Raw genomic sequence first — 22,328 nt, forward strand, 5'->3', positions numbered from 1 at the left:
TCCGCTCAGTCGTCGCCGGCCGCCGCCGCTTGGTCCGGAATCTCGCGGCGCTGGCCGTCCAGTCCGGCGCGACTCAGCACACCGTCCTCGACCAGCAGCAGTTCACCGGACACGCCTTCCTTGATGCTGCTGTCGATCGCGATCACCCGGCCACCGTGCCGCGACTGCACGCCGGGCTGCGAGGTGTGGCCGACGACGATGCGCTCCGCGCCAAGGGCGTCGAGGATGACCTGCACCTGCGCCGTATCCGGTCCGTCCGGCAGGAAGTAGCCGCGATACCAGATCGGGCTGCCGACGCCGTCCTGCAGCGCCGCCAGCACCGGATCGCCGCGCAGCTGGTCGCGTGACAGTCCCAGCGAAGCGCGCGAGCGAACGTTGATCTGGTCCAGGTCCAGGCCGAGCGCCAGAAACCCGGGCCCGATGCCGCCGTGCACGAACACCAGCCCGTCCACCTGCAGCACCGTGCGCTTGCTGCGCAGCCAGTCGCCCAGCACCGTGTCGGGGCCGTACAGGGCCGGGAACGGCGTGCCCAGCGCGATGGCAACGCGGCGATCGTTTTCGTGCAGGTAACGCAGGTCGTCGCGCAGCACCAGCGATTCGTGGTTTCCCAGCGTGAAGTGCACGGCGCCGCCTGCGTCGCGCGCCTGCTGTTCCAGCATGTACAGCAGCCACAGCACGTCGTTGGCGCGCGGGCCCCGATCAAACACGTCGCCGGTGACCACGAGATGGCCGCGGCCGTAGGCCCAGTCACCGTCCGCGTCGATGATGCCGTTGGCCTGCAGCAGGCGCCGGGTCAGGTCGAACTGGCCGTGCAGGTCGGACAGCGCCGCCAGCCTCGGCGCGCCGGTGGTGCGCGCGGGCGCGTCGATGCCCGCACGCGGCCGCAGCGCCAGCGTCCGTGGATAGCCGCAGCGGGAGGCGACCTGCACGGGCCAGGTGGGGCGCTCGATGCGCTCCTTCGTCACGACGCCGGCGCAGACCCAGCGCAGCTCCAGGTCATCGCCCACGTAGCGTGCGTAAGGGCCGGCATCGTCCGGCGCCGCGGGTTCCGCCGCGGGCAGGGACAGCGGCGCAGCGAAGAGCGCAGCCAGCAGCAGCCAGACCAGGGGCCTAGGGCGCATGCGTGCTGCCCCGGAACTGGCCGCGCTCGGGCGGCGCCGGCCACAGCGACGGCACGGGTCCCCACTCGCCGCCGGTCTGGCGAAGGAAATGCCGCACGAATTCCCCCAGGTCGATATCCAGCGCGGCGTGCGCGGCGGATCGCCCGGCGTCCTCGAGATGCGCCGCCTGCGCGAAGCGCTTGAACGCGGCCCAGTCGCTGCTCAGTCCGTTCACCATCAGGCGGCCCAGGTCGTAAGCGAGCTCGCTGCCTTGGTCGGGACGCAGGAAGGCCGCACCCGACCAGAACTGCTGGATCGTCTCGACAGTCCAGAATTTCCGATGCTGGTCCTCGAGCTTCATCACCGACCAGGCGTCGGCACCGATGCGGGTCAGGCGCTGCTCGGAATTCACGGCCATGCCTTCGTTGAGCCAGGCCGGGATCGGCAGGTGGCTGAGTTGGCTGTGCGTCATCTCATGCACGATCACCGGTTCGAAGTGACTCAGCTCTTCGCCATGCACCACGAAGTGGCTGCAGCCTGCATGCAGGAACATGCCCGAGCTCATGGCGAACTCGCCTTCGTCCGGATAGTAATAGCCGACGTAGCGGTAATAGTCCTCCTCGTCGGCGAACACCACGAGGATTTCCTTGCCCGCGTCGGAGGACGCGGCCAGTTCCTCCAGCAGGTGCTGCACGCGACGCAGGGTCGTATCCAGGAATCCCAGGGTGGCCGCGGCGGTTCTCGGTGACTGTGCGCTGAGGAGGAAGCACGTCGCCGATTCATGCAATCGGTAGTTCCCGCCGAGGGACTCACGGAAAAGCTCCAGCCACGTCCGTTCGCAAGCCAACCAGGCGTCGTTCCGCGCCGACTCCGGCAGCCCTTCCAGCCAGGCTTCCACGCGCTCCCAACGCGGATGATGGAAGCCGTCCCGATGGCCGGCCTCCTCGAGCAGGTCGAGAAACCCATCGCCGCTGCGGACCCTAGGGTCGGCGGGAGCTACGGTCGGCAGCGCCTCTTCGGCCGGGCCCGGGCCTTGCCGGGCACCTAGTATCCGTTTCACGAAACTCAGCATGCGCGCCAGCATCACAGATTCCACGCAAATGAAAAGGCCCCGTCGGACTGCCGACGGGGCCTGGACTTGCCGCGGACCGGATCAGGCCCGGGCCGGTACCATCGAATAGCCTTTCAGGCGTGCCGAGAACTCCTGCAGCTGGCGGATGCCCGAGGCCTCGGCCTCGGCGCACCAGGTTCGCAGCGCGTCCATCTTGGCCTCGGCCTCGGCGCTCTTGAGCTCGTAGATCGCCAGCAGGCGCGAACGGAACTCCATCAGCCGCGCGGTATTGGGACGCTCGGCGATCCAGGCGCTGAAGCGGGCCCGGTTCTCCTCGCTCAGCCACTTGCCCTCGCTGCGGAAGGCGCGACGCAGGCGGCCCGGCAGGTCGGCGGCCTCGGCCTTGAGGTGCGGCTTGAGCACGATCTGGAAGTAGTCGGTGGCCACCTGCCAGCGGTGCGCCATCACCGCGCGCATCGTGTCGGCATCGGGCACCTGGATGTTGGGGCGCACGTCCAGTTCGGGCGCGACGCGCAGCACCTTGGCCAGGCCCAGCGCCTGCAGGCCGCGGATCACGGTCCAGCCGATGTCGAACTCGTACTTGCGCAGCGCAAACTTGGCCGAGCTCGGGAACGCGTGGTGGTTGTTGTGCAGCTCTTCGCCGCCGACCCAGAAGGCCCACGGAGTGAGGTTGGTGGCGGTATCGGCCGTGTCGAAGTTGCGGTAGCCCCACCAGTGGCCCAGGCCATTGATGACGCCGGCGGCCCAGAACGGAATCCACGCCATCTGCAGCGCCCACATCGCGATGCCCGGGAGGCCGAACAGCGCCAGGTTGATGGCGAGCATCAGGATCGGACCGAAGGTGGCGCGCGGCGTGTACAGCTTGCGCTCGATCCAGTCGTCCGGCGAACCCTTGCCGTACTTCTCCAGCATGTCCTTGTCCAGGCGCGCTTCCTGGTACAGCTCGACGCCGCGCCACAGCACCTGGTGGATGCCCTGGAAGCGCGGGCTGTGCGGATCTTCCGCGGTCTCGCACTTGGCGTGGTGCTTGCGGTGCACCGCCGTCCATTCCTTGGTGACCATGGCGGTGGTGAGCCAGGCCCAGAATCGGAAGAAGTGCGTGAGCACCGGATGGAAGTCCACGCCGCGATGCGCCGCGCTGCGGTGCAGATAGAGCGTGGTGGTCATGATGGTGACCTGGGTGACCACCAGGAAATAGACCGCCATCTGCCAGTAGCTGGCCTGCGTGATGCCGCGCGCCAGCCAGTCGAACACATCCAGTGACATGGGGAAGACTCCGAAGGAATCGGGCGGGGGCCCGTGACAGGGGGCGATGATGCCCGCGGCGGCGTGGCTCGTCACCCTGCGTCAAGGTATGGTGTTCAGGCACCGCCGCCACAAGGGCCGCCATGAACGCGCATTCATCCCGCGGCTGCCACGGGATGCCGGCGATCGTGGCCGCGTTCGCTGCGCAGGGCGGAGCGGGTTCAGTCCGGTTCGCGCGCCGGCGGCTGCGGCGGCTTGCGCGGCGGCTTGGCCGGGCGCGCCTCCTCGGTTGCCGCACGCGTCGCCGCCACCAGCTCGGGCACATCACGCACGTGCACGTCCAGCTGCGGGTAGGCAAACGCGATCTCGTTCTGCTCGAACAGCTCGATCAGGCGCGTGTTGAGTTCGTTGCGCACCGCCAGTCGGTCGCCCATCGAACCGACGAACACCCGCAGCTCGAAGTCCAGCGTGCTGGCGCCGAAGGCCATCAGCCAGCTGCGCGGCGGCCAGTCGCGCAGCACGCGCGGGTTCTCCTCGGCGGCCTGGATCAGCAGGCGATGCACCAGCGCCGGGTCGGTGCCGTAGTCCACGCCGACCTTGATGGTGATGCGGGTGGTTTCGTCCGACAGCGTCCAGTTCACCAGCTGGCCGGTGATGAAGCTCTTGTTGGGGACGACGATTTCCTTGTTGTCGAAATCCAGGATGGTGGTGGCGCGGGTGCGGATGCGCGTCACGGTGCCGTCGAGGTTGTTGACGGTGATCACGTCGCCGACCCGGAACGGCCGCTCGAACAGCAGGATCAGGCCGGAAACGAAGTTGGCGAAGATTTCCTGCAGGCCGAAGCCCAGGCCCACCGTGAGCGCGGCCGCCATCCACTGCAGCTGGCCCCAGCGCAGGCCCAGCAGGCCCAGCCCCAGCACCAGGCCCACCAGCACGATGACGTAGCGCGACACGCTGGTGATGGCATAACGCGAGGCCGCGTCGATGTTCACGCGCGACAGCAGCCCGATCTCGATCAGGCCCGGCAGGTTGCGCGCCGCCACGAAGGTCAGCGCCAGCGCCAGCAGGCCCAGCAGCACCGCCATCAGCGACACCGGCACCAGGGTCTTGGCAACGCCGTCGGCCGCGGTTTCGGTGACACTCCACAGCGTGATCTCGTCGAAGCGGGCGAAGGCCGGCAGCACTTCGGCCCAGACCCAGGCCAGGCCCAGCACCAGCAGGCTCAGCTTGAGCGCGCGCAGCAGGCTGCGGCTGTGCGCACTGACCTTCTCCAGCGTGATCTCTTCATCCAGCTCCAGCGGCACCGCTTCGCCGCTGTCGGGGTCGGGGCCGCTCTCGCCGGCCTGTGCCTGGGCGCGCGCCTCGGCTTCGGCCTCGCGCTTCTGCTCCATGCGGCGCAAGGCCAGCCGGCGTTCGCCCAGCAAAAACCAGCGCGACAGCAGGCCGTGCACCACCGCCACCGCGGTCACCACCCCCACGCTGGCGAACTGCGAGTCCAGCAGCAGCGCACTGGAATACACGTAGCCACTCAGCGCCAGCGCGGCGCCGGCCAGCATGCCCGCCGGCAGCATCAGGCGCAGCAGCTTGCGCAGGCGCGAAGGTTCGCTGCTGGCGCCGCGCGTATGCCACAGGCGCTCGGGTGCCAGCATCTGCCACAGCGCCCAGGCCGAGGCCAGGGAAATCAGCACGATCGCGCCGCGTGCCTGCACGCTGATGGCCAGCTCCTGGTTGCGCATGAAGGCCAGGGCGACCACGAAATACAGCGGCAGCAGCACCGCAGTCATGCGCGGCAGCCAGCGCCGCAGCGTGTCGCGTCGGGGTTTGGTCCAGCGGAAGTGCGCATGCGCCAGGCCACGCTCGCGCACCAGCCAGCGCAGGAAGGACAGCGTGAACAGCGGCAGGGCGGTGGCCTCGAAGGCCCGTCCCAATGAATCGCTGTACTTGCCCGTGCTGCCGACATCCTGCAGCAGCCAGCCCACCAGCAGCAGCGTGACTGCGCCCGGCAGCGCCGCCGCCACGGTCCAGCCCAGGGCCTCGAGCGTGTTGCGGTAGCTGTCCTTGCGCACTTCGCGGATCGGTGCGGCCAGCGCCGTCAGCCGGGGCCGCGCGCGCCGGCGCAGCAGCAGCAGCGCCACCACGAGCAGCAGGCTGCCCAGGTAGGGCAGCGAATTGTCGGCCAGCGCGCGCTGCACCAGTTCGGCCGTGGTGACGAAGCGCGAGGGCTTCACCAGGTCCCGCAGTCCCTCGGGAACCATCGCGAGCCAGGCTTCGCCGACCGGGGCGTGGCTGCGTATCCACAGCAGGTGGCGGTCCAGGGTCTGGCGCAGTTCGGTGTTCGCGTCCAGGCGCGCCTGCAGGCTGCGCTCGCTCTGCTCCAGCGCGGTGATGCGGCGCCAGATCAGCGGCTCGAGCTGGTCGGCAAGCGAGAGCCGCTGCTCCAGCAGGCCAGCCAGCAGGTCCGTGCCGGCGGTGCGCGCGACCGGGCCGTCATCGTCCACGCCGGCGGCATTGGCGCGCAGCTCGCGCACCACGTCGGGAATGTCGTCCAGGTCGCGCTGGGTTTCGTTGAGGCCGATCAGGCGCAGGCGCAGGTCGCCCAGCGTGCGGCGGACCTGGTCGAGTTCGTCCTCCAGCCGGGCCTGGGGCTCAAGCCGCCGCAGTTCGGCCCAGAGCCAGGTGCCGACCTGTTCGCTGCGCTCGCCCAGCTCAAGCCGCGTGCGGCTGTCGCCCAGCCCGGCCAGGTCACGCTGCAGCGCCTGTTCCTGTTCGACCAGGGCGCGGCGCTGCGCGGACAGGCGTTCGTTGGTGAGCACCAGCTCCTCGGCCAGGGCCAGGTTTTCCTGCATGGCCGCCTTGACCACCGGGTCGCGCCCGTCCAGGGCTTCGGCCTGCGCGCGCACGCCGGCCGCGACGGCTTCGAGCTGTTCGCGTCCGATCGCGACGATGCGCTGCTGCAGCAGGGCCAGGCGCGGCTCGCGCAGTTCCAGCAGGTGGCGCAGCACGCGCAGCTCGAGTTCCTGCTGGCGCTGCCGGGTGCCGGCCAGGTCCTGCTGGGCCTGCGCATAGGCCAGCTCGGCCTGCAGCTTGCGGCGCTCGGCATTGTTGCGCAGCTGGCGCGCCTCGCTGAGCGACGCGGGTTCGTCGGCGGCCGGCGACACCGGGGCATCGAGTTCGTCCAGCCGCCGCTGCTGCTGGGCCTGGGCCAGGCCCGAACGCGCGGGCTGCGCCAGTCCCTGCGACAGCTCGGCGGTGAGCGCCTGGATCTGGTCGCGCAGCTGGTTGGCGGCCACGCGCTCCTGTTCGAGCACGGCCTCCAGCACTTCCACGCCCGCCGAGGGCGGCAGGCGGGCTTCCCAGTCGGCCAGCGACGCCGCCGGATCGATCGCCAGCTGCGCGCTGAGTTCATTGTTGCGGGCCGGCGCGTCGGCGGCGCCGGCGCGCAGTTCCTGCAGGCGCTGTTCGACCTCGGCGGCCTGTTTGTCGAAGGCGGCCGCCGCCTCGCGGGCGTCCGCCTCGGCCTTGCCCTGCGGGTCGGCCAGCGTATCCACGGCCTCGTTGAGGGTGGCCAGCGGCCCGGTGGCGGTGGCCATCGCGGCGTTCCCCTGCAGCAGGGCCAGGGTCAGGATGGCGGCAAAGAGGGAACGGACGGGCATGGGCATGCCCCAAGGCTAGCCCCGACGACCTGTACCGGCAATTCACGGCCTCGGGCACCTCTGCGACACTGGCGGCATGCCCGAACTTCCGGAAGTCGAAACCACCCGCCGCGGCCTGGCCCCGCACGTTGAAGGACGCCGCATCACGGGCGTGGTGCTGCGCCGGCCCGACCTGCGCTGGCCGATCCCGCCCGAGGTGGCGCGCGAACTCCCGGGCCAGCCCGTGCTGGCGGTGCGCCGCCGCGCCAAGTACCTGCTGCTCGACACCCCGCCGGGCAGCGCCCTGCTGCACCTGGGCATGTCGGGCATGCTGCGCGTGCTGCCGGCGACGACGCCGGTGGACACGCACGACCACGTCGACCTGGCCCTGGATTCGGGGCGCGTGCTGCGCTTCACCGACCCGCGGCGCTTCGGCTGCCTGCTGTGGCAGCCCGCCGGCCAGACCCACGACCTGCTGGCCGGGCTGGGCCCGGAACCGCTGTCCGAGGACTTCGACGGCGACTACCTGTTCGAACGCAGCCGCGGCCGCAAGGCGCCGGTGAAAGCCTTCCTGATGGACCAGGCCATCGTGGTCGGCGTGGGCAACATCTACGCCGCCGAGAGCCTGTTCCGCGCCGGCATCGCCCCGGGCCGGGCCGCGGGCGCGGTCAGCCGCGAGCGCTACCACCGGCTGGCCGCCGCGGTGAAGACGATCCTGGCCCATGCCATCACGCGCGGCGGCACCACCCTGCGCGATTTCCTCAGCCCCGACGGGGCGCCCGGCTATTTCGAGCAGGAGCTGTACGTGTACGGCCGCGAGGGCGAGCCCTGCCGGACCTGCGGCCGGCCGATCCGGGACGGCCGGATGGGCAACCGCGCCACCGCCTGGTGCCCCCGCTGCCAGCGCTAGGCGCCTCGGCTATAGTGTCGGCAGCCCGCGCAGACGGGACCCGGGGACCCATGAACGAAACGGCGGACATCACCCAGTGGCTCAGTGCCGCGCGCGGCGGCGACAAGTCGGCGCTCGACCGCGTGCTGGCCACGCTCTACCGCGAGCTGCACGGCATGGCCCGGCGCCAGCTGGGCGGCCAGCAGCAGGGCCACACCCTGGACACCACCGCCCTGGTGCACGAGGCCTACCTCAAGCTGGCCGGCCGCGCCGAGGCCGAGTTCGAAGACCGCGCCCACTTCTTTGCCTATGCGGCCAGCGCGATGCGCAGCGTGGTGGTGGACTACGCCCGCCAGCGCATGGCCGTGAAGCGCGGCGGCGACCTGCACCGCGTCACCGACCTGCCCGAGGACGCGGGCGGCGGCATGCGCCTGGACGAGGACATGCTGGGCCTGGACGTGGCGCTGAACAAACTGCACGACCTCGACCCGCGCCTGGCGCAGGTGGTCGAGATGCGCTACTTCGCCGGCCTGTCGGAAACCGAGATCGCCGGCCTGCTCAAGCGCTCCGAGCGCAGCGTGCGCCGCGACTGGCAGAAGGCCCGCATGTTCCTGCTGGCCGCCCTGCAGGGCTGAGCCTGGCGCCGACCCGTGGACACCGAGCGCTGGTCCACCCTGTCGGCCCTGCTCGACGAGATGCTTGAGCTGGAACCGCCGGCGCGCGCGCGCCGGCTGGCCGAAATCACGGCCGGCGACGCCGGACTGGCCGATGAGCTGAAGAAGATGATCGCGCTCGAGGACGAGCGCCCGGATTTCCTGGCCAACTCGGTGGTGGATGCCGCGCTGTTCGCGCCGCAGGCCGGCCAGTCGATCGGGCCCTACAAGCTGGAACGCCCGCTGGGCGAAGGCGGCATGGGCCAGGTGTGGCTGGCGCTGCGCGCCGACGGCCTGTACCAGCGGCGCGTGGCGCTGAAACTGCTGCGGCCCGGCCTGGGCGATGCCGGCCTGCGCAACCGCTTCACCCGCGAGCGGCAGATCCTGGCGCGGCTGGGCCATGCCCACATCGCGCGCCTGCTCGATGCCGGCGTGAGCAGCGACGGCCAGCCCTACCTGGCGCTGGACTACGTGCAGGGCGAGCCGATCACGCAGTACGCGCGGCAGCTGGCGCTGTCCACCAACGACCGGCTGCGGCTGTTCCTGCAGGTGTGCGCGGCGGTGAGCCATGCGCACGCCAACCTGGTGGTGCACCGCGACCTCAAGCCGTCCAACATCCTGGTCACGTCGGCCGGCGAGGTCTGCCTGCTCGACTTCGGCATCGCCAAGCTGCTGGACGAACCGGTGGAGGGCAATCCCGAGATCACCGGCACCGGCACGCGCGCCTTCACCCTGCACTACGCGGCGCCCGAGCAGCTGCGCAACGGCGTGATCACCACCATGACCGACGTGTATTCGCTCGGCGTGGTGCTGTACGAACTGCTGACCGGGCGCAAGCCCTACGACCCGGCGCGCACCAGCGATGCCGCCTGGGAAGAAGCCATCCTCACGGGCGACCCGGTGCGGCCGTCGGTGGGTGCGCTGAAGCTGGCGCGCGAGAGCGGCGTGGCGCATCCGCGCCGCGTCGCCAGCGAACTGGCCGGCGACCTGGACAACATCCTGCTCAAGGCCCTGGCCAAGGCGCCGGACGACCGTTATGTCTCGGTGGAGGCGCTGGCCCAGGACCTGCGCCGGCACATGGACGGCGAGCCGGTGCTGGCGCGGCCGCAGAGCCTGGGCTACCGCGCGCAGAAGTTCCTGCGCCGCAACGCGCTGGCGATCAGCGTGGGCACGTCGGTGACCACGGTGCTGGTGGTGGCGCTGCTGTTCGTGTCCTGGCAGGCGCGCAAGGCGCTGTCCGAGGCCGACCGCGCGCAGGCCATGCAGGATTTCGTGGTCGCGCTGTTCGAGAACACCGACCAGGCCGGCAGCGGCACCGGGCTGGACGTGCGCACGCTGCTGGACGCGGGCGTGCGCCGCGCCGACACCGAACTGCTCGGCCAGCCGCAGGCCCGCGCCGAGCTGCTGGGCCTGGTGGCGCGCCTGCGCCAGGGCCTGGGCGACGACCGCCAGGCGCTGGAGCTGCTGGACCGGCAGTCGCAGGTGCTGTCGAGCGTGTCGGGCGAAGCGCCGGCGCGCATCGGCATCGAGGCGGCGGCGCTGCGCGGACGCAGCCTGCGTGCGCTGGGCCAGCCGGAAGTGTGCGAGCGCGCGCTGATGCCCTGGATGAAGGTCAGCGAAGAGCAGGCGACCCGGCATCCGCGTGAAGTGTCGGAGTTCCTTTCCCAGCTGGGCCGATGCCACCGCAGCCTGGGCGGCGGCGAAGTGGCACGCGATCTTTTCAGTTCGGCGCTCGCGCTTCGCAGCGGCCCCGGTCTGTCGAAGGCGCTGCAGGCCGAAAGCCAGGCCGACCTGGCCAGCCTGCTGGCCGACGAGGGCAAGTACGCCCAAGCCATCACCGGCATGCGCGCCGCGCTGGGCCTGCTGCGCGAAAGCGGCGGCGACCGCAATGCCCTGGGCGTGGAGATCTGGCGCGACCTGGGCGGCCTGCACCGCGCCATCGGCGATCCGCTGGAAAGCGAGGCCTCGTATCGCCAGGCGCTGGAGATCGCGTTGAACCGATTCGGTCCCGGCCATCCGGCCAGCACCGGCGTGCAGCGGCCGCTGGGCGCGATCCTGGTCGAGGCCGGCAAGCTGGAGGAGGCCGACCGCCTGCTGCGTACCGCGCACGATCGCCTGCTGGCCCGGTTCGGTCCGGAGCATCCGGAGGTGGCGTCATCCTGGCAGCAGATGGGCCGCCTGGCCTGGGAACAGGGCCAGCTTCCGCTGGCGCAGGATGCCTTCCAGCGCAGCCTGCAGCTGAGGCGTCGGAGCAACGAGCTGGGCCTGCGCGGCTCGGTGCTGTGCGACCTGGCACAGGTTCGCCTGGCCCTGGGCCAGGCCGACAGTGCCGAGCTGCTGGCGCACGAGTGCCAGCAGATTGCGCTGGCCACCGATGCCCTGCTGGCCGCGCGCGCCGACGGCCTGCTGGCGGACGTGGCGATGGCGCGCGGCAACAGCGACGCGGCACAGGCCCTGCTCAGCTCGGCGCAGCAGCGACTGCTGGCGGCGGGACTGGCGGCCGATGACCTGGCGCTGGAAAGCATTGCCCTTGCGCGGGTACAGGCCCTGCTGGTGGCGCGCGATTTCGACGGCGCCGAAAATGGACTGCAGGGGCTGCTGGCCGCACCGCGAGTGCGCACGCCCGAGGCTGAACAGGGACTTTGGCGGATCCAGGCGCTGCAGGCGCGCTGGCATTGCCTGCGGGGCGATGACAGCGCCGCCCGCGTCGTGCGCGACCGGATGCTGGCGGAGGCCAGCGCACGCCAGCCCGAGCGCCAGCGCCTGCTCGACGAACTGGCCGCGACCGCAGCCTGTCGCTGAGCGCGGGCGCCCTCAGCCCAGCGGCAGCTGCGGCTGCTGCAGGTCGATGCGTCCTTCGCCGGCCATGATCTTCTTGAACTCGCCGCGGCTGACCGACACGTAGCGGTCGTTGCCGCCGATCTCCACCTGCGGGCCATCGGTGATCGCGCGGCCGTGCTCGTCCACGCGCACCACCATGGTGGCCTTGCGGCCGGTGTGGCAGATGGTCTTGATCTCCACCAGGTTGTCGGCCCAGGCCAGCAGGTACTGGCTGCCCTCGAACAGTTCGCCGCGGAAATCGGTGCGCAGGCCGTAGGCCAGCACGGGCACCTTCAGGCGGTCCACGATCTCGGTGATCTGCCAGACCTGGGCCTTGGACAGGAACTGCGCCTCGTCCACCAGCACGCAGTGCAGCGGCCCGCGCGCGTCGATGTCGGACTGCACGCGCGACAGCAGGTCGTCCTCGCGGCCGAAGATGGTGCCGCGGGCTTTTAGCCCGATGCGTGAGGCCACCACGCCCTCGCCGTAGCGGTCGTCCAGGCGCGGCGTGAGGATCAGCGTGCGCATGCCGCGCTCGTGGTAGTTGTGCGCGCTCTGCAGCAGCGTGGTGGTCTTGCCGGCGTTCATCGCCGAATAATAGAAATAGAGCTTGGCCAAGGCGGTGTCCGGCGGCGGCGAAGGGGGCATTATCGCCGCCGCCGCCGCCGCTGTCCTGCCGTCAGGGCTCGTCGTCGGATCCGGCCCCGGCCTCGTCTTCGGTCAGACGGGTCTGCACTTCGCCCACTTCCACCGTGGCCTTGCCGGTGCGCTTCCAGTCCTGGTCCTGCCACTGGAAATAGAGGTCGGGCTGCCAGAACTTGCGGTCGTAGTAGTCGTCGCCCGAGACGTAGCGCACGCCGCTGGCGGTGGGGATCATGATGCGCAGGTTGCCGGTGGAGCCCACGCGGCTGCCGGTTCCCCAGAGCCGCTCGCGGCGCAGCATCAGGCGCATGCGGGCCTTGGCGACGTCGTCGCCGTACTCGCCGTACATCTTGTCGCCGTGCGACAGCGCACGGGCGCGCTCGGCCTCGTCCAGGTCGCGCCAGTAGCTTTCACGCTTGGCCACCATCAGCGGGTAGCCGCGCTCGGCGGCCAGGTCCATCCAGACGTAGGCCATGGCGCGGTCCACCGGCACGCCCAAGCCTTTCCAGTGCATTTCACCCAGCATGCTCTGGGAGGGCTTGTCGGCGTACTTGGCCGCCCGCGTGAACAGGCCCAGGGCTTCGGCGTGCTTGCCCTTCTCGTACGCGTCCAGGCCTTCGAGGCGGTAGCGCAGGTCCGGGTGGGCCGTCAGGAAACCTTCGGTGGTGATGATGCGGCGGTCGTCCCGGTCGGTGATCTGGGCCGCGGCCTGGCCGCCGGCGGCGAGCAGCGCGAGCCCGACCAGGACTGCGGGGAAGAATTTGCGCACGGGAGGCTCCTTTCGGTGGGGGGATCGATGGCCCGCAGGCCACGGGCCGATTATTCTACATTTGTAATATCTGAACTATTACGTCTGTAGATTTATTTGTCAATCCCTCGCGGCACGCGCTCCCGCCCTTGCCCGTGTCAGCGCGGATCCGCTTCCGGGGACTCACTCTCGTCCTCGGGAATGGTGGGCTCACCGACGGACTGGATGTCGCCGATCTCGACCGTACCCTCGCCGAATTCCTTCCAGTCCTCGTCCTGCATGCGCCAGTACTCGGAAGGCTTCCAGTACTTGTCGGCGTAATAGGTGCTGCCGTCGACCACGCGCGAGCCGCCCGGGCCCGGGATCTCGATCTGCAGGAAGCCGGAATTGGCGCCGACCCGGCTGCCGGTGCGGTTGAGGCGGGCGCGACGCAGCTGCCGCTCCATGCGCGGCTTGGCGTAGGCGTCGGCGTATTCGCCATACAGGGCATCGCCCAGCTCCAGCGCGCGGGCGCGCTCGGCTTCGGTGAGCGCGTTCCAGTAGTGCTCGCGCTTGGCCAGCATCAGGCGGTAGCCGCGCTCGGCCGCGATGTCCATCCACAGGTAGGCCATGGGTCGGTCCATGGGCGCGCCCTCGCCTTTCCAGAGCATCTCGCCAACCATGGCCTGCGAGGGCTTGTCGGCAAAGCGCGCGCCGCGCATGAAGGAAGCCAGCGCCTGTTCGTACCGCTTCTTCCGATAGTGACCCTGACCGGCCAGGCGATGGCGCAGGTCGGGGTGGTAATCGAGGAAGCCGGTGGTGCTCATGATGTATTTCTCGTCGCCGGTGCGCTCGTTGTCCTTGGGCGTGGGCGGCGGCGTCTGCGCCAGTGCCGACGAGGACAGCGCGGACAGCGCCAGGCACAGCGCAAGCATCAACGGGCGGGAAGCGGTCATGGCAACTCCGGTGGGGCGATCAGGGAAGGACTATAGGGGGATGCCGGAATGGCCACATCGGTCGCAAGTAATGCGGATTCGTCGGGCATCTCCCAGCCCAGCTGTGCGAACGCGCGCAGCCACTGCGCATCGCCTGGCGCCACGACGGTCATGCGCCGGCCATCCAGCGGGTGCGTGAACGACAGCTGCCAGGCGTGCAGCAGCATGCGGTGCACGCCCATCCTTCGGAACGCCTGGTTGTGGCGGCCATCGCCATGGCTGGAATCACCGATCAGGTGGTGGTGGATGTGCTTGAGGTGGCGGCGGATCTGCCGGAAGCGACCGGTGCGCGGCCGGCAGCACAGCAGCGCATAGCGCGAGCTTGGATGCTGCGCGCTGGGCTGCGCCAGTTCCGCCGTGGCCAGTCGTGCGTAGTCGGTGATGGCCGGTTTCTTCTGCGGCTTGCCGGGGCCGCCGTCGAGCGCATGGTCGATGACGCCCTGCGCGGGCTCGGGCCAGCCGCGGCACACGGCCAGGTACTGCTTGTCGAAGTCCTGCGACATCAGCGATTTGCCCAGCGCCGAGGCGCTGTCGCGATCGAAGGCCAGCAGCAGGCAGCCGCTGGTGGCGCGGTCGAGGCGATGGACCAGGAACACGGGCCGGCCGAACTGCTCGCGCAGCCGGTCGGCGGCGAAATCGGTCTCGCCGCGGGCCAGGGCGCTGTCGTGCACCATCAGGCCGGCGGGCTTGTTCACGACCGCCAACTGGTCGTCGGCGTGCAGCACGTCCAGGGCCTGGTTCATGCGGGCTCACGCTGGGAAGGGGCGGCGATTCTCGCACGCCGCGCCCTGTCTTCCGGCAGATGCGCGGCGCGCCGGCGGGGCGTAGGCTGCGTTTCCACACCGCCATCCGGGGACCGATGCCATGGCCACGCCGCGCCCGCTGCTGTTCCTGTTGTGCGCCCTGCTGGCGGCCACGCCCGCCGCGGCCCGCCCGCCCGATGGCGGCCGGATCATGGCCACGCAGGAGGCCGCCGACCAGGTGTCGCCCGAGCTGGACCGCGAGATCGTCAAGCGCGTGGCCGAGAACATCGAGACCTTGCGCAGCACGGGCCAGTTCCGGTTCCAGCCCAAGGCGCTCACCGGCCTGACCTGGCCGATGGGCCCGACGCCCGGCGTCGGCAGCGACTGGTCGGGCATCTCCAACTTCGTGGACCTCAACCCGGCCTTTCCCAACCAGGTGCGCGAGTACACCTGCGGCACCCGCAGCTACGACACCGCGGCCGGCTACAACCATCGCGGCATCGACTACTTCATCTGGCCCTTCCCCTGGCACCTGATGGACTCGGGCGCGGTGGACGTGATCGCGACCGCGCCCGGCACCCTGATCGAGAAGCGCGACGGCGCCAGCGATCGCAGCTGTTCCTTCGACGCGCCCGACAACGCCAACTACGTGATCATCCTGCACGGCGACGGCAGCATCGCGCGCTACCTGCACCTCAAGCGCAACTCGGTCACGTCGCTGCCGATCGGCACGCAGGTGGCGGCGGGCACGGTGCTGGGCAAGGTCGGCAGTTCGGGCATTTCCACCGGGCCGCACCTGCATCTGGAGCTGCGCGCGAACAATTCCGTCAACGCGCCGGTGCTCGATCCCTACCAGGGCCAGTGCAATGCGGTGACTTCATCGTGGGCCAGCCAGCGGCCCTACCGCGACACCCGCATCAACCGCATCTCCACCCACAGCGCGCCGCCGGTGTACCCGCAGTGCCCGAACACCACCGACGTGCCCAACTTCAAGGACGTGTTCAACCCCGGCGACCCGATCACCTTCATGGCCGCCTACCGCGACGTGGGGCGCGGCATGGTGACGCAGTTCCGGCTGCTGCGGCCCAACGGCACGGTCGAGTCGAGCTGGAACTTCGACATGGCCGAGACCGGCAGCACGCCGGAGTACTACAGCGGCGCGTACTGGTACTGGAACCAGGCGCTGCCGGCCAACGCCGCGCTGGGACTGTGGACGCTGGAGGCGACGCTGCAGGGCCAGGTGATCCGGCACACCTTCCGGGTGGGCAATGCGGTGCCGGCCAGCGGGCCGTTCCCGAACGAGATCCAGGGCAGCTGGTTCAACCTGGCAACCTCGGGGCAGGGCTTCACGCTGGAGATGGTGGATGACCAGCGCTTCATCCTGTTCTTCTACGGCTTCGGCAATTCCGGCGAGCATCTGTGGCTGTACGGCGACTACCGCCCCAACCGCCAGACCTTCGGCTACGGCCAGCCCATCGACGTGCCGATGTCCTTCGTCACCGGCGCCACCTGGAGCAACTTCACCGGCTCGCGCGTCTACACGCCCTGGGGCACGGCCCGCATCACCTTCAACAGCTGTCGCTCGGCCACGGTGCAGCTGTCGGGCAGCACGGGCACGCAGACGCTGGCGCTGGAGAAACTGCTGACGCCGATTGGCCTCACCTGCCCCTGACGCTGCTGAAACAGAGAAAACATACCAGGTATGTTTTTATTTACCGTCCGTTTTCCGCCAGACAGCACATAAAAACATACCTGGTATGTTTTCTCTGTTTCAGCGGCGGGGCCAGGCGGCGAGGAAGGCGCCGAAGGCACCCAGGCCGGCAATGCCGGCGGCGGCGGGAATGCCGAGCATGCGCGGACCGCCGGCATCCAGGCCCACCAGCACCGCGGCCACCACCATCAGGCCGGTGCCCAGGATCGCGTACACCGTCTGCCGCTGGCCCGCCTTCGAGATGCGGGCCAGTTCGGCCAAGTCTTCGCTGCGCATGTGGATGCTGTGCTGGCCGCGCACCTGCTGGGCCAGGAAGTCGTGCAGCAGGCGCGGCATGTCGGGCGCGTGGGTGATCAGCTCCGGCAGCCGCTTGCGGAACTCCTCGCCCAGCCGCGCGGGGCTGTAGCGGTCGCGCAGGATGCGTTCCAGCACCGGCCGCGCCTCGGCCCAGATGTCGAGCTTGGGATCCAGCAGCCGGCCCACGCCCTCGATGTTGAGCAGGGTCTTCTGCAGCAGGATCAGCTGCGGCTGCAGCGTCAGCTCGTAGCGCTGCGCGGTCTTGAACAGCTTGGCCAGCACCTCGCCCAGCGAGATCTCGCTCAGCGGCCGGGTGAAGTAGGGCTCGCACACCGCGCGCGTGGCGGCCTCAAGCTCGTCGATGCGGATGTGCGCCGGCATCCAGCCCGCCTCCACGTGCAGCTCGGCGATGCGCCGGTAGTCGCGCTGGAAGATGGCCATGAAGTTCTCGGCCAGGTAGTACTGGTCGCGCCGGTCGAGCTGGCCGACGATGCCGAAATCGATGGCGATGAAACGCGGGTTCTCCGTGCGCGTCGCATCCACCCAGATGTTGCCGGCGTGCGCGTCGGCGTGGAAGAAGTTGTCGCGGAACACCTGCGTGTAGAACACCCGCACGCCCTTGGCCGCCAGCGCGCGCCGGTCGATGCCCGCGGCATCCAGCGCCGCCACATCATCCGACGGAATGCCGCGCACGCGCTCCATCGTCAGTACCGTCTCGGTGCTGTAATCCCAGAACACCTCGGGCACGTACAGGTCATCGCTGCCCAGCCAGGTGCGGCGCATCAGGCTGGCATTGGCGCCCTCGCGCTGCAGGTCGAGCTCGGCGTAGAGCGTGGCCTCGATCTCCGACACCACTTCCTGCGGCCGGATCTTGTCGGCATTGGGATGGTGGCGGTCGGCCAGCGTGGACAGCGTGCGCAGCAGGTCCACGTCGGCCGCGATCTGCTTGCGGATGCCGGGCCGCAGCACCTTGACCACCACCTCGCGGCCATCGTGCAGGCGCGCGGCGTGCACCTGGGCGATCGAGGCCGAGGCCAGCGGCGTGAGGTCGAACTCGGCGAACACTTCCGAGACCGGCCGTCCCAGCGCCGCCTCGATGCGCGCCCGCGCGTCCTCGCCGGGAAACGGCGCCACGCGATCCTGCAGCAGGGTCAGCTCCTGCGCGATGTCGGGCGGCAGCAGGTCGCGGCGCGTGGACAGCACCTGGCCGAACTTCACGAAGATCGGGCCCAGCTCCTGCAGCGCCAGCCGCAGGCGTGCGCCGCGCGGCAGGTCGGCCGCGCTGCGCGCCGGGGTGATCGGCCGCAGCAGCCACAACCAGCGGCCGAGCACGGTGGTTTCCAGGAAATCGTCGAGCCGGTGGCGCAGCAGCACGCGGGCAATGCCCAGCGCGCGCAGGCTGGCGCTGAAGCCGGTCTTGCCGCCGCGCAGCAGGCGCACCGGATTCACGCGTCGCGCTCCGGCGGCAGGCGCGCCGCGCGCGCGGCCAGGCGTTCGGCGCGATCGCGCAGTTCGTCCACGTCGTCCAGGAAGGCGGCCAGTTCGGCCTTGCCGACCAGGTCGCGCGATTCCTCGGTGAGGTAGTCCACGCCGTCGCGGGTGAAGCCCTTGGCGAAACCGGCGCCGGCCTTCAGGCCCTCGCGCAGCACGCGCGACACCTGCGGGCCGATCACGGGTCCCAGCACGTCGGCGAAGGGCTTGTCCCAGTCCGGATCGAAGCCCTTGGCCAGCTGCTGCACGGTGCGCGCGAGTTCGGCATCACCGTTGATGCGCACCTTGCCCACCGGCGGCGCCCCCGGCGTACGCAGGAACGGCAGCTGCGACAGCACGCCCGAGAGCGTGGCGCGGATGCCCAGGTCGGGCTCGACAGAGGGCGGGCCGACCCGCAGGCGGCCCTCGGCCACGCGGATGTCGAGCGCGACCGGCGGCGCCTCCAGCGCCAGGCCGATGCGGCGGCCCTCTAGCCGCGCCAGCGCAGCGCCGGTGTCGGGATCCAGCGCGACCAGACGGTTGAGCGCCTGCTCCAGCGCGCGGCCGGCCAGGGGCTTGAGGGCATCGAAGGGTGAAGCGGCAGCTTGCGTCATGGCGCCATTCTAGGGGAAGCGCGATGCACGCACGGGTGAATGCGGCCAAGGCCCCGGTGCGCGCCGGGCCCGCGGTTCAGGCCGGTCGCGCCGGGTCGTGCCACCAGCGGGCCAGGCGCTGCAGTCCCTCGGCGGTGGACACGCGCGGCAGGTAGCCGAAATCGCGCGCGGCCGCGGAGATGTCATACCAGTGCGGCGTGGACAGCTGCTCGGCCAGGAACCGGGTCATCGGCGGCTCGCCGCCCAGCCGCAGCAGTTTCCAGACCGGCTCGAGCAGCGCACCGGCCGCGTACGCCACCGCGTACGGCACTTCGCCGGTGACTGGCGGCACGCCGGCCGCGGCCAGCATGTCGTTGACGATCTGGCGCACCGGCCGCGGTTCGCCGTTGGAAATGAAATACGCGCGCCCGGCGCAGGCCGCGCCCGGGCGCAGCGCCGCGAACGCATCCAGGTGCGCCTGCGCCGCATTGTCGATGTAGGTGGTGTCCATGCGGTTGTGGCCGCCGTCGATGAAACGCAGCCGGCCCGCACGCGCGCGCTCGGCCAGGCGCGGCAGCAGCTGGGTGTCGCCCGGCCCCCAGATCAGCCGCGGGCGCAGCGCCACCGTGGCCAGGGTCGCGTCGTTGGCCGCCAGCACCTCGCGCTCGGCCACCAGCTTGGTGGCCGGGTAGGGCGCCTTGAAACCGTGGCCGTAGGGCGTATCGGCTTCATTGCCGCCTTCCACCGGCGTGCGGCCGCTGTGGGTCACGCTGGGCGTGGAGGTGTAGACCAGGGTCGGAATGCCGTGCTGGCGCATCGCCGCCAGCACGTTGCGTGTGCCGACCACGTTGGCCTGGAAATAGCTGTCGTAGCTGCCCCAGGCACCGGCCTTGGCGGCGTTGTGGAAGATGGCCTGCTGCCCCGCGAACGCCGCCGTCACCGCGGCCGCGTCGGCCAGATCGCCGCGCACCTGGCGCACGCCCATCGCGTCCAGCGCAGTCGAGTGGCTGCGCTGGAAGCTGGTCACCTCATGCCCCTGGGCCACCAGGCCCGCGCACAGCGCCTGCCCGAGGAAACCCGCGCCACCGGTCACCAGCACTTTCATGCGGCACCGTCCCGGCAGCGTCGGTCGGCCCAGGGCGCAAGGATCTCGCGGGTGATCTTGGCGTTGTGGCGGATGTCCACGGGGAAGCCCGGGTGCACCAGGAAGGTTTCGATGCGCGCGGTGTGCACGAAGCCCTGCCCCAGCTTCCGCAGTTCGGCCAGCACGCGCGCGTGCTCGCCGCGCGGCAGGCCCGGGCGCATTTCCACGCACAGCACCGGCCGCTGTTGGCCCGGCTCGCCCACGCCGACCAGGGCGGTGCGCAGCACCTCGGGATGCACGTTGAACACCGGCTCGACCTGCTCGGTGTACAGGCCGCCTTCGGCCGTGCGCACGCGATGGCTCTTGCGCCCGCAGAACCACAGCCGGCCCTGCGCATCGAAACGCCCCAGGTCGCCCATGCGGTGCACGATGCGGGTGCTGCCGTCGGCCAGGGTCTCGCGGATCTTGGCCAGCGCGGTGGCCTGGGGCCGGTTGAAGTATTCGTCGGTGGCGGTGGGCCCGGCCACGGTGATCTCGCCGATCGCCTCGGCACCCAGCACCCGGGCCTGTCCCCAGTCGGCGATGGCCTCGTCGGTGATGGCGATGATGCGCACCTCGTTGGGCGGCACCGGCCGCCCCACGCAGGTGCCGGCGCCCTGCTCGGTGGCCTCGCGGGTGGATTCCAGCTCGCGGCCCTCGATCACCGCCACCGGCAGGCATTCGGTGGCGCCGTAAGGCGTCCAGAACTGCGCATCGGAAGGCAGCAGCGCGCGCATGCGCGCCACCACGTCGGCCGGCACCGGCGCGCCGGCCGACGTGACGCGACGCAGTCCGGGCAGCGGCGCGCCGTGCCCGGCCAGCACGCGCATCAGCGCCGGCGAACCGAACAGCTGGTCCACGCCGAAGTCCTGCATCGCCTTCACCAGCTTGCGCGGATCGGCCTTGGCCGGCCGCGTCGGGTCCATGTCGGGGATGATCGAGCTCAGGCCCAGCGCCGGATCGAACAGCGCGAACGGCGGGAAGGTCGGAAGGTCCACGCCGCCGGGCTGGATGCCGAAGGCCTCGCGCAGCAGCGCCACCTGCGCCACGAAATGACGGTGCCGATACACCACGCCCTTGGGCACGCCGGTGGATCCGGAGGTGAACAGGATCGCCGCGACCTCGTCGCCCTGCGTGTCGGCCAGCTGCGGACCGGCGCCGGCACCGGCCGCCTCCACCGCCGCCAGGTCCACGCCGCCCCAGAACCAGCGCCGTCCGACCGTGACCAGGACCCGCGCACTGCGCGCCCAGCGCAGCAGAACGCGCGCCGCGTGCGCCAGCGGAATGCCGATGAAGGCCTGGGGCTGCGCCTCGTCCAGGCACTGCCGCAGCGCGCGCCGGTCGATGCCCGGATCCACCAGCACCGGCACCGCGCCGCGCTTGAACAGCGCGAACATCAGCAGGAAGAACTCCGGCGAGGGCCGCACCATCAGCGCCACGCGATCGCCGCGGGCGATGCCGTGCCGGCCCAGGCCGGCGGCGATCGCATCCGATCGCGCATCCAGCTCGCGGTAGCTCAGGGTCAGGTCATAGCGCGCGTAGCCGTCGGGCCCGCGCGTCCCGGGGCAGCGCATCGCGATCCGGTCGGGCGCTTCCGCCGCCAGTCGCGGCAGCGCCGCCGCGATGTTGCCGGCGTTCACAGCAGGTTGCGGTCCAGGAAGTCGCGGATGCGCGGCACCAGAACGGCGTGCTTGTCCTCCAGCACGTAGTGCCCGGCATCGTCGTAGATCTGCTTCTCGGCCCGGGGCAGCGTGGCTTCGAACACCTTCAGGAAATGGTGGTCGAACACGAAATCGCGCAGGCCCCAGCCGATGAAGGTGGGCCGGTTGGCGAAGTCGGGCAGGCGGCGGCCGGCCTCCTCGACGAGGTCCCAGGCGCGGTCGCCGTCCTTGAGCGGGATGTCCTGCACGAAGCGCACGGTCGAGATGCGGTTGGCCCAGCTGTCGTAGGGCGCCAGGAAGGCGCGCTTGACGTCGTCCGGCATCGGCGACACCACGCCGTCGCGGGTGGCGCCGGCGGCGAAGGCATTGGCGCCGCGGATCAGCCATTCGCCCAGGCCCCAGTTGCGGCCCAGCTTGAGCTGCCAGGGCAGGGGCTTGTCGGCCGGCAGCGGGAAGGCCGCGGTGTTGAGGATGACCAGGCGCTTCACGCGCGCGGCGTGCTTGAGCGCCCAGCCGAAGCCGACCATGCCGCCCCAGTCGTGCACGGCCAGGGTGATGTCGTCGCCCAGGTTCAGCGAATCCAGCAGCCGGTCCAGGTCCTGCACGCGGTTGCGCAGCGTGTAGCCGTAGTCCTTGTCGGCCGGCTTGTCCGACAGGCCCATGCCGATGTGGTCGGGCACGATGCAGCGGTAGTCGCCGCGCAGGGCCAGCACCAGGTGGCGCCAGTAGTAGCTCCACGAGGGGTTGCCGTGCAGCATCACGATCGGGTCGCCCTCGCCCTCGTCCAGATAGCTCTGGGTCAGGCCGTTGGGATGCACGAAGGCCTTGGGGGTGAACGGATAGTCCGGGAACGGACCCTTGGCGAGGACACGCGCCTGTTCGGCGCTGAGGGGGCTGGCAGTCATGGGCGGGGATTCTACCCGACCCTGCGCCGGTGCCCGCCCTGTCCGCCCCG

Annotated in this window: 16 protein-coding genes and 1 pseudogene; 4 read left to right on the forward strand and 13 right to left on the reverse strand. The window is 70.6% G+C overall.

Annotation, left to right across the window (positions count from 1 at the left end):
• Positions 1 to 5: 5 nt before the first annotated feature.
• The 4 genes from ACOQFR_RS07450 to ACOQFR_RS07465 form a co-directional block, all read right to left on the reverse strand.
• On the reverse strand, positions 6 to 1,121 hold the full coding sequence (locus ACOQFR_RS07450) for a metallophosphoesterase (protein ID WP_421380246.1): 1,116 nt from the start codon (positions 1,119 to 1,121) through the stop codon (positions 6 to 8).
• Positions 1,111 to 2,184 carry a hypothetical protein gene (locus tag ACOQFR_RS07455; RefSeq protein WP_421380248.1) on the reverse strand — a complete coding sequence of 358 codons (1,074 nt, stop codon included), beginning with the start codon at positions 2,182 to 2,184 and terminating at the stop codon, positions 1,111 to 1,113. Before ACOQFR_RS07455 ends, ACOQFR_RS07450 begins: the two co-directional genes overlap by 11 nt.
• Before the next feature lie 69 nt (positions 2,185 to 2,253).
• Complete coding sequence (locus tag ACOQFR_RS07460) at positions 2,254 to 3,438, reverse strand: DesA family fatty acid desaturase (RefSeq protein WP_421380251.1); 1,185 nt, start codon at positions 3,436 to 3,438, stop codon at positions 2,254 to 2,256.
• A 200-nt stretch (positions 3,439 to 3,638) separates the two neighbouring features.
• Positions 3,639 to 7,070, reverse strand: coding sequence for a mechanosensitive ion channel domain-containing protein (locus ACOQFR_RS07465; protein WP_421380254.1), 3,432 nt, complete (start codon positions 7,068 to 7,070; stop codon positions 3,639 to 3,641).
• 76 nt (positions 7,071 to 7,146) lie between these two features.
• Here ACOQFR_RS07465 and mutM point away from each other — a divergent pair, with 76 nt between their 5' ends.
• The 3 genes from mutM to ACOQFR_RS07480 are packed head-to-tail and all read left to right on the forward strand — an operon-like array spanning position 7,147 to position 11,393.
• Positions 7,147 to 7,959, forward strand: coding sequence for a bifunctional DNA-formamidopyrimidine glycosylase/DNA-(apurinic or apyrimidinic site) lyase (gene mutM / locus ACOQFR_RS07470; protein WP_421380257.1), 813 nt, complete (start codon positions 7,147 to 7,149; stop codon positions 7,957 to 7,959).
• A 50-nt stretch (positions 7,960 to 8,009) separates the two neighbouring features.
• A complete protein-coding gene (locus ACOQFR_RS07475) occupies positions 8,010 to 8,573 on the forward strand; it encodes an ECF-type sigma factor (protein ID WP_421380259.1) in 564 nt (187 codons plus the stop codon).
• A 15-nt stretch (positions 8,574 to 8,588) separates the two neighbouring features.
• Positions 8,589 to 11,393 (forward strand): protein kinase domain-containing protein, encoded by a 2,805-nt coding sequence (locus ACOQFR_RS07480; RefSeq protein ID WP_421380261.1) that lies wholly within the window; start codon positions 8,589 to 8,591, stop codon positions 11,391 to 11,393.
• 12 nt (positions 11,394 to 11,405) lie between these two features.
• Here the strand turns inward: ACOQFR_RS07480 and ACOQFR_RS07485 are convergent, their stop codons facing one another.
• The 4 genes and pseudogenes from ACOQFR_RS07485 to ACOQFR_RS07500 form a co-directional block, all read right to left on the reverse strand.
• Positions 11,406 to 12,029, reverse strand: coding sequence for a thymidine kinase (locus ACOQFR_RS07485; RefSeq protein WP_421380655.1), 624 nt, complete (start codon positions 12,027 to 12,029; stop codon positions 11,406 to 11,408).
• Positions 12,030 to 12,090: 61 nt separating this feature from the next.
• Positions 12,091 to 12,822, reverse strand: a complete 732-nt coding sequence (locus ACOQFR_RS07490) for a tetratricopeptide repeat protein (RefSeq protein WP_421380263.1) — start codon at positions 12,820 to 12,822, stop codon at positions 12,091 to 12,093.
• A 137-nt stretch (positions 12,823 to 12,959) separates the two neighbouring features.
• Positions 12,960 to 13,736, reverse strand: a complete 777-nt coding sequence (locus ACOQFR_RS07495; RefSeq protein WP_421380265.1) for a hypothetical protein — start codon at positions 13,734 to 13,736, stop codon at positions 12,960 to 12,962.
• A 68-nt stretch (positions 13,737 to 13,804) separates the two neighbouring features.
• Positions 13,805 to 14,518, reverse strand: a pseudogene (locus ACOQFR_RS07500) (pseudouridine synthase); the annotation flags it as partial.
• Between the two features lie 121 nt (positions 14,519 to 14,639).
• Here ACOQFR_RS07500 and ACOQFR_RS07505 point away from each other — a divergent pair.
• Positions 14,640 to 16,190, forward strand: a complete 1,551-nt coding sequence (locus tag ACOQFR_RS07505) for a peptidoglycan DD-metalloendopeptidase family protein (RefSeq protein ID WP_421380267.1) — start codon at positions 14,640 to 14,642, stop codon at positions 16,188 to 16,190.
• A 99-nt stretch (positions 16,191 to 16,289) separates the two neighbouring features.
• Here the strand turns inward: ACOQFR_RS07505 and ubiB are convergent, their stop codons facing one another.
• The 5 genes from ubiB to ACOQFR_RS07530 form a co-directional block, all read right to left on the reverse strand.
• Positions 16,290 to 17,966, reverse strand: a complete 1,677-nt coding sequence (gene ubiB / locus ACOQFR_RS07510) for a ubiquinone biosynthesis regulatory protein kinase UbiB (RefSeq protein ID WP_421380658.1) — start codon at positions 17,964 to 17,966, stop codon at positions 16,290 to 16,292.
• 5 nt (positions 17,967 to 17,971) lie between these two features.
• Complete coding sequence (locus ACOQFR_RS07515) at positions 17,972 to 18,610, reverse strand: ubiquinone biosynthesis accessory factor UbiJ (RefSeq protein WP_421380269.1); 639 nt, start codon at positions 18,608 to 18,610, stop codon at positions 17,972 to 17,974.
• 76 nt (positions 18,611 to 18,686) lie between these two features.
• Positions 18,687 to 19,694 (reverse strand): 2-alkyl-3-oxoalkanoate reductase, encoded by a 1,008-nt coding sequence (oleD, locus tag ACOQFR_RS07520; RefSeq protein WP_421380271.1) that lies wholly within the window; start codon positions 19,692 to 19,694, stop codon positions 18,687 to 18,689.
• Positions 19,691 to 21,352, reverse strand: coding sequence for an olefin beta-lactone synthetase (gene oleC / locus ACOQFR_RS07525; protein ID WP_421380273.1), 1,662 nt, complete (start codon positions 21,350 to 21,352; stop codon positions 19,691 to 19,693). The genes oleD and oleC overlap by 4 nt, the downstream gene beginning before the upstream one ends.
• A complete protein-coding gene (locus ACOQFR_RS07530) occupies positions 21,349 to 22,278 on the reverse strand; it encodes an alpha/beta fold hydrolase (protein WP_421380275.1) in 930 nt (309 codons plus the stop codon). Before ACOQFR_RS07530 ends, oleC begins: the two co-directional genes overlap by 4 nt.
• Positions 22,279 to 22,328 lie beyond the last annotated feature (50 nt).

The sequence above is a fragment of the Arenimonas sp. MALMAid1274 genome, from assembly GCF_049195245.1.
In the GTDB taxonomy this organism is placed as follows: domain Bacteria; phylum Pseudomonadota; class Gammaproteobacteria; order Xanthomonadales; family Xanthomonadaceae; genus Arenimonas.

Bases quoted from the DNA above. Each gene is read 5' to 3' on its own strand.
- ACOQFR_RS07450 (WP_421380246.1), bottom strand. From the start codon at position 1,121: ATGCGCCCTAGGCCCCTGGTCTGGCTGCTGCTGGCTGCGCTCTTCGCT.
- ACOQFR_RS07455 (WP_421380248.1), bottom strand. From the start codon at position 2,184: ATGCTGGCGCGCATGCTGAGTTTCGTGAAACGGATACTAGGTGCCCGG.
- ACOQFR_RS07460 (WP_421380251.1), bottom strand. From the start codon at position 3,438: ATGTCACTGGATGTGTTCGACTGGCTGGCGCGCGGCATCACGCAGGCC.
- ACOQFR_RS07465 (WP_421380254.1), bottom strand. From the start codon at position 7,070: ATGCCCGTCCGTTCCCTCTTTGCCGCCATCCTGACCCTGGCCCTGCTG.
- mutM (WP_421380257.1), top strand. From the start codon at position 7,147: ATGCCCGAACTTCCGGAAGTCGAAACCACCCGCCGCGGCCTGGCCCCG.
- ACOQFR_RS07475 (WP_421380259.1), top strand. From the start codon at position 8,010: ATGAACGAAACGGCGGACATCACCCAGTGGCTCAGTGCCGCGCGCGGC.
- ACOQFR_RS07495 (WP_421380265.1), bottom strand. From the start codon at position 13,736: ATGACCGCTTCCCGCCCGTTGATGCTTGCGCTGTGCCTGGCGCTGTCC.
- ACOQFR_RS07505 (WP_421380267.1), top strand. From the start codon at position 14,640: ATGGCCACGCCGCGCCCGCTGCTGTTCCTGTTGTGCGCCCTGCTGGCG.
- ACOQFR_RS07515 (WP_421380269.1), bottom strand. From the start codon at position 18,610: ATGACGCAAGCTGCCGCTTCACCCTTCGATGCCCTCAAGCCCCTGGCC.
- oleD (WP_421380271.1), bottom strand. From the start codon at position 19,694: ATGAAAGTGCTGGTGACCGGTGGCGCGGGTTTCCTCGGGCAGGCGCTG.
- ACOQFR_RS07530 (WP_421380275.1), bottom strand. From the start codon at position 22,278: ATGACTGCCAGCCCCCTCAGCGCCGAACAGGCGCGTGTCCTCGCCAAG.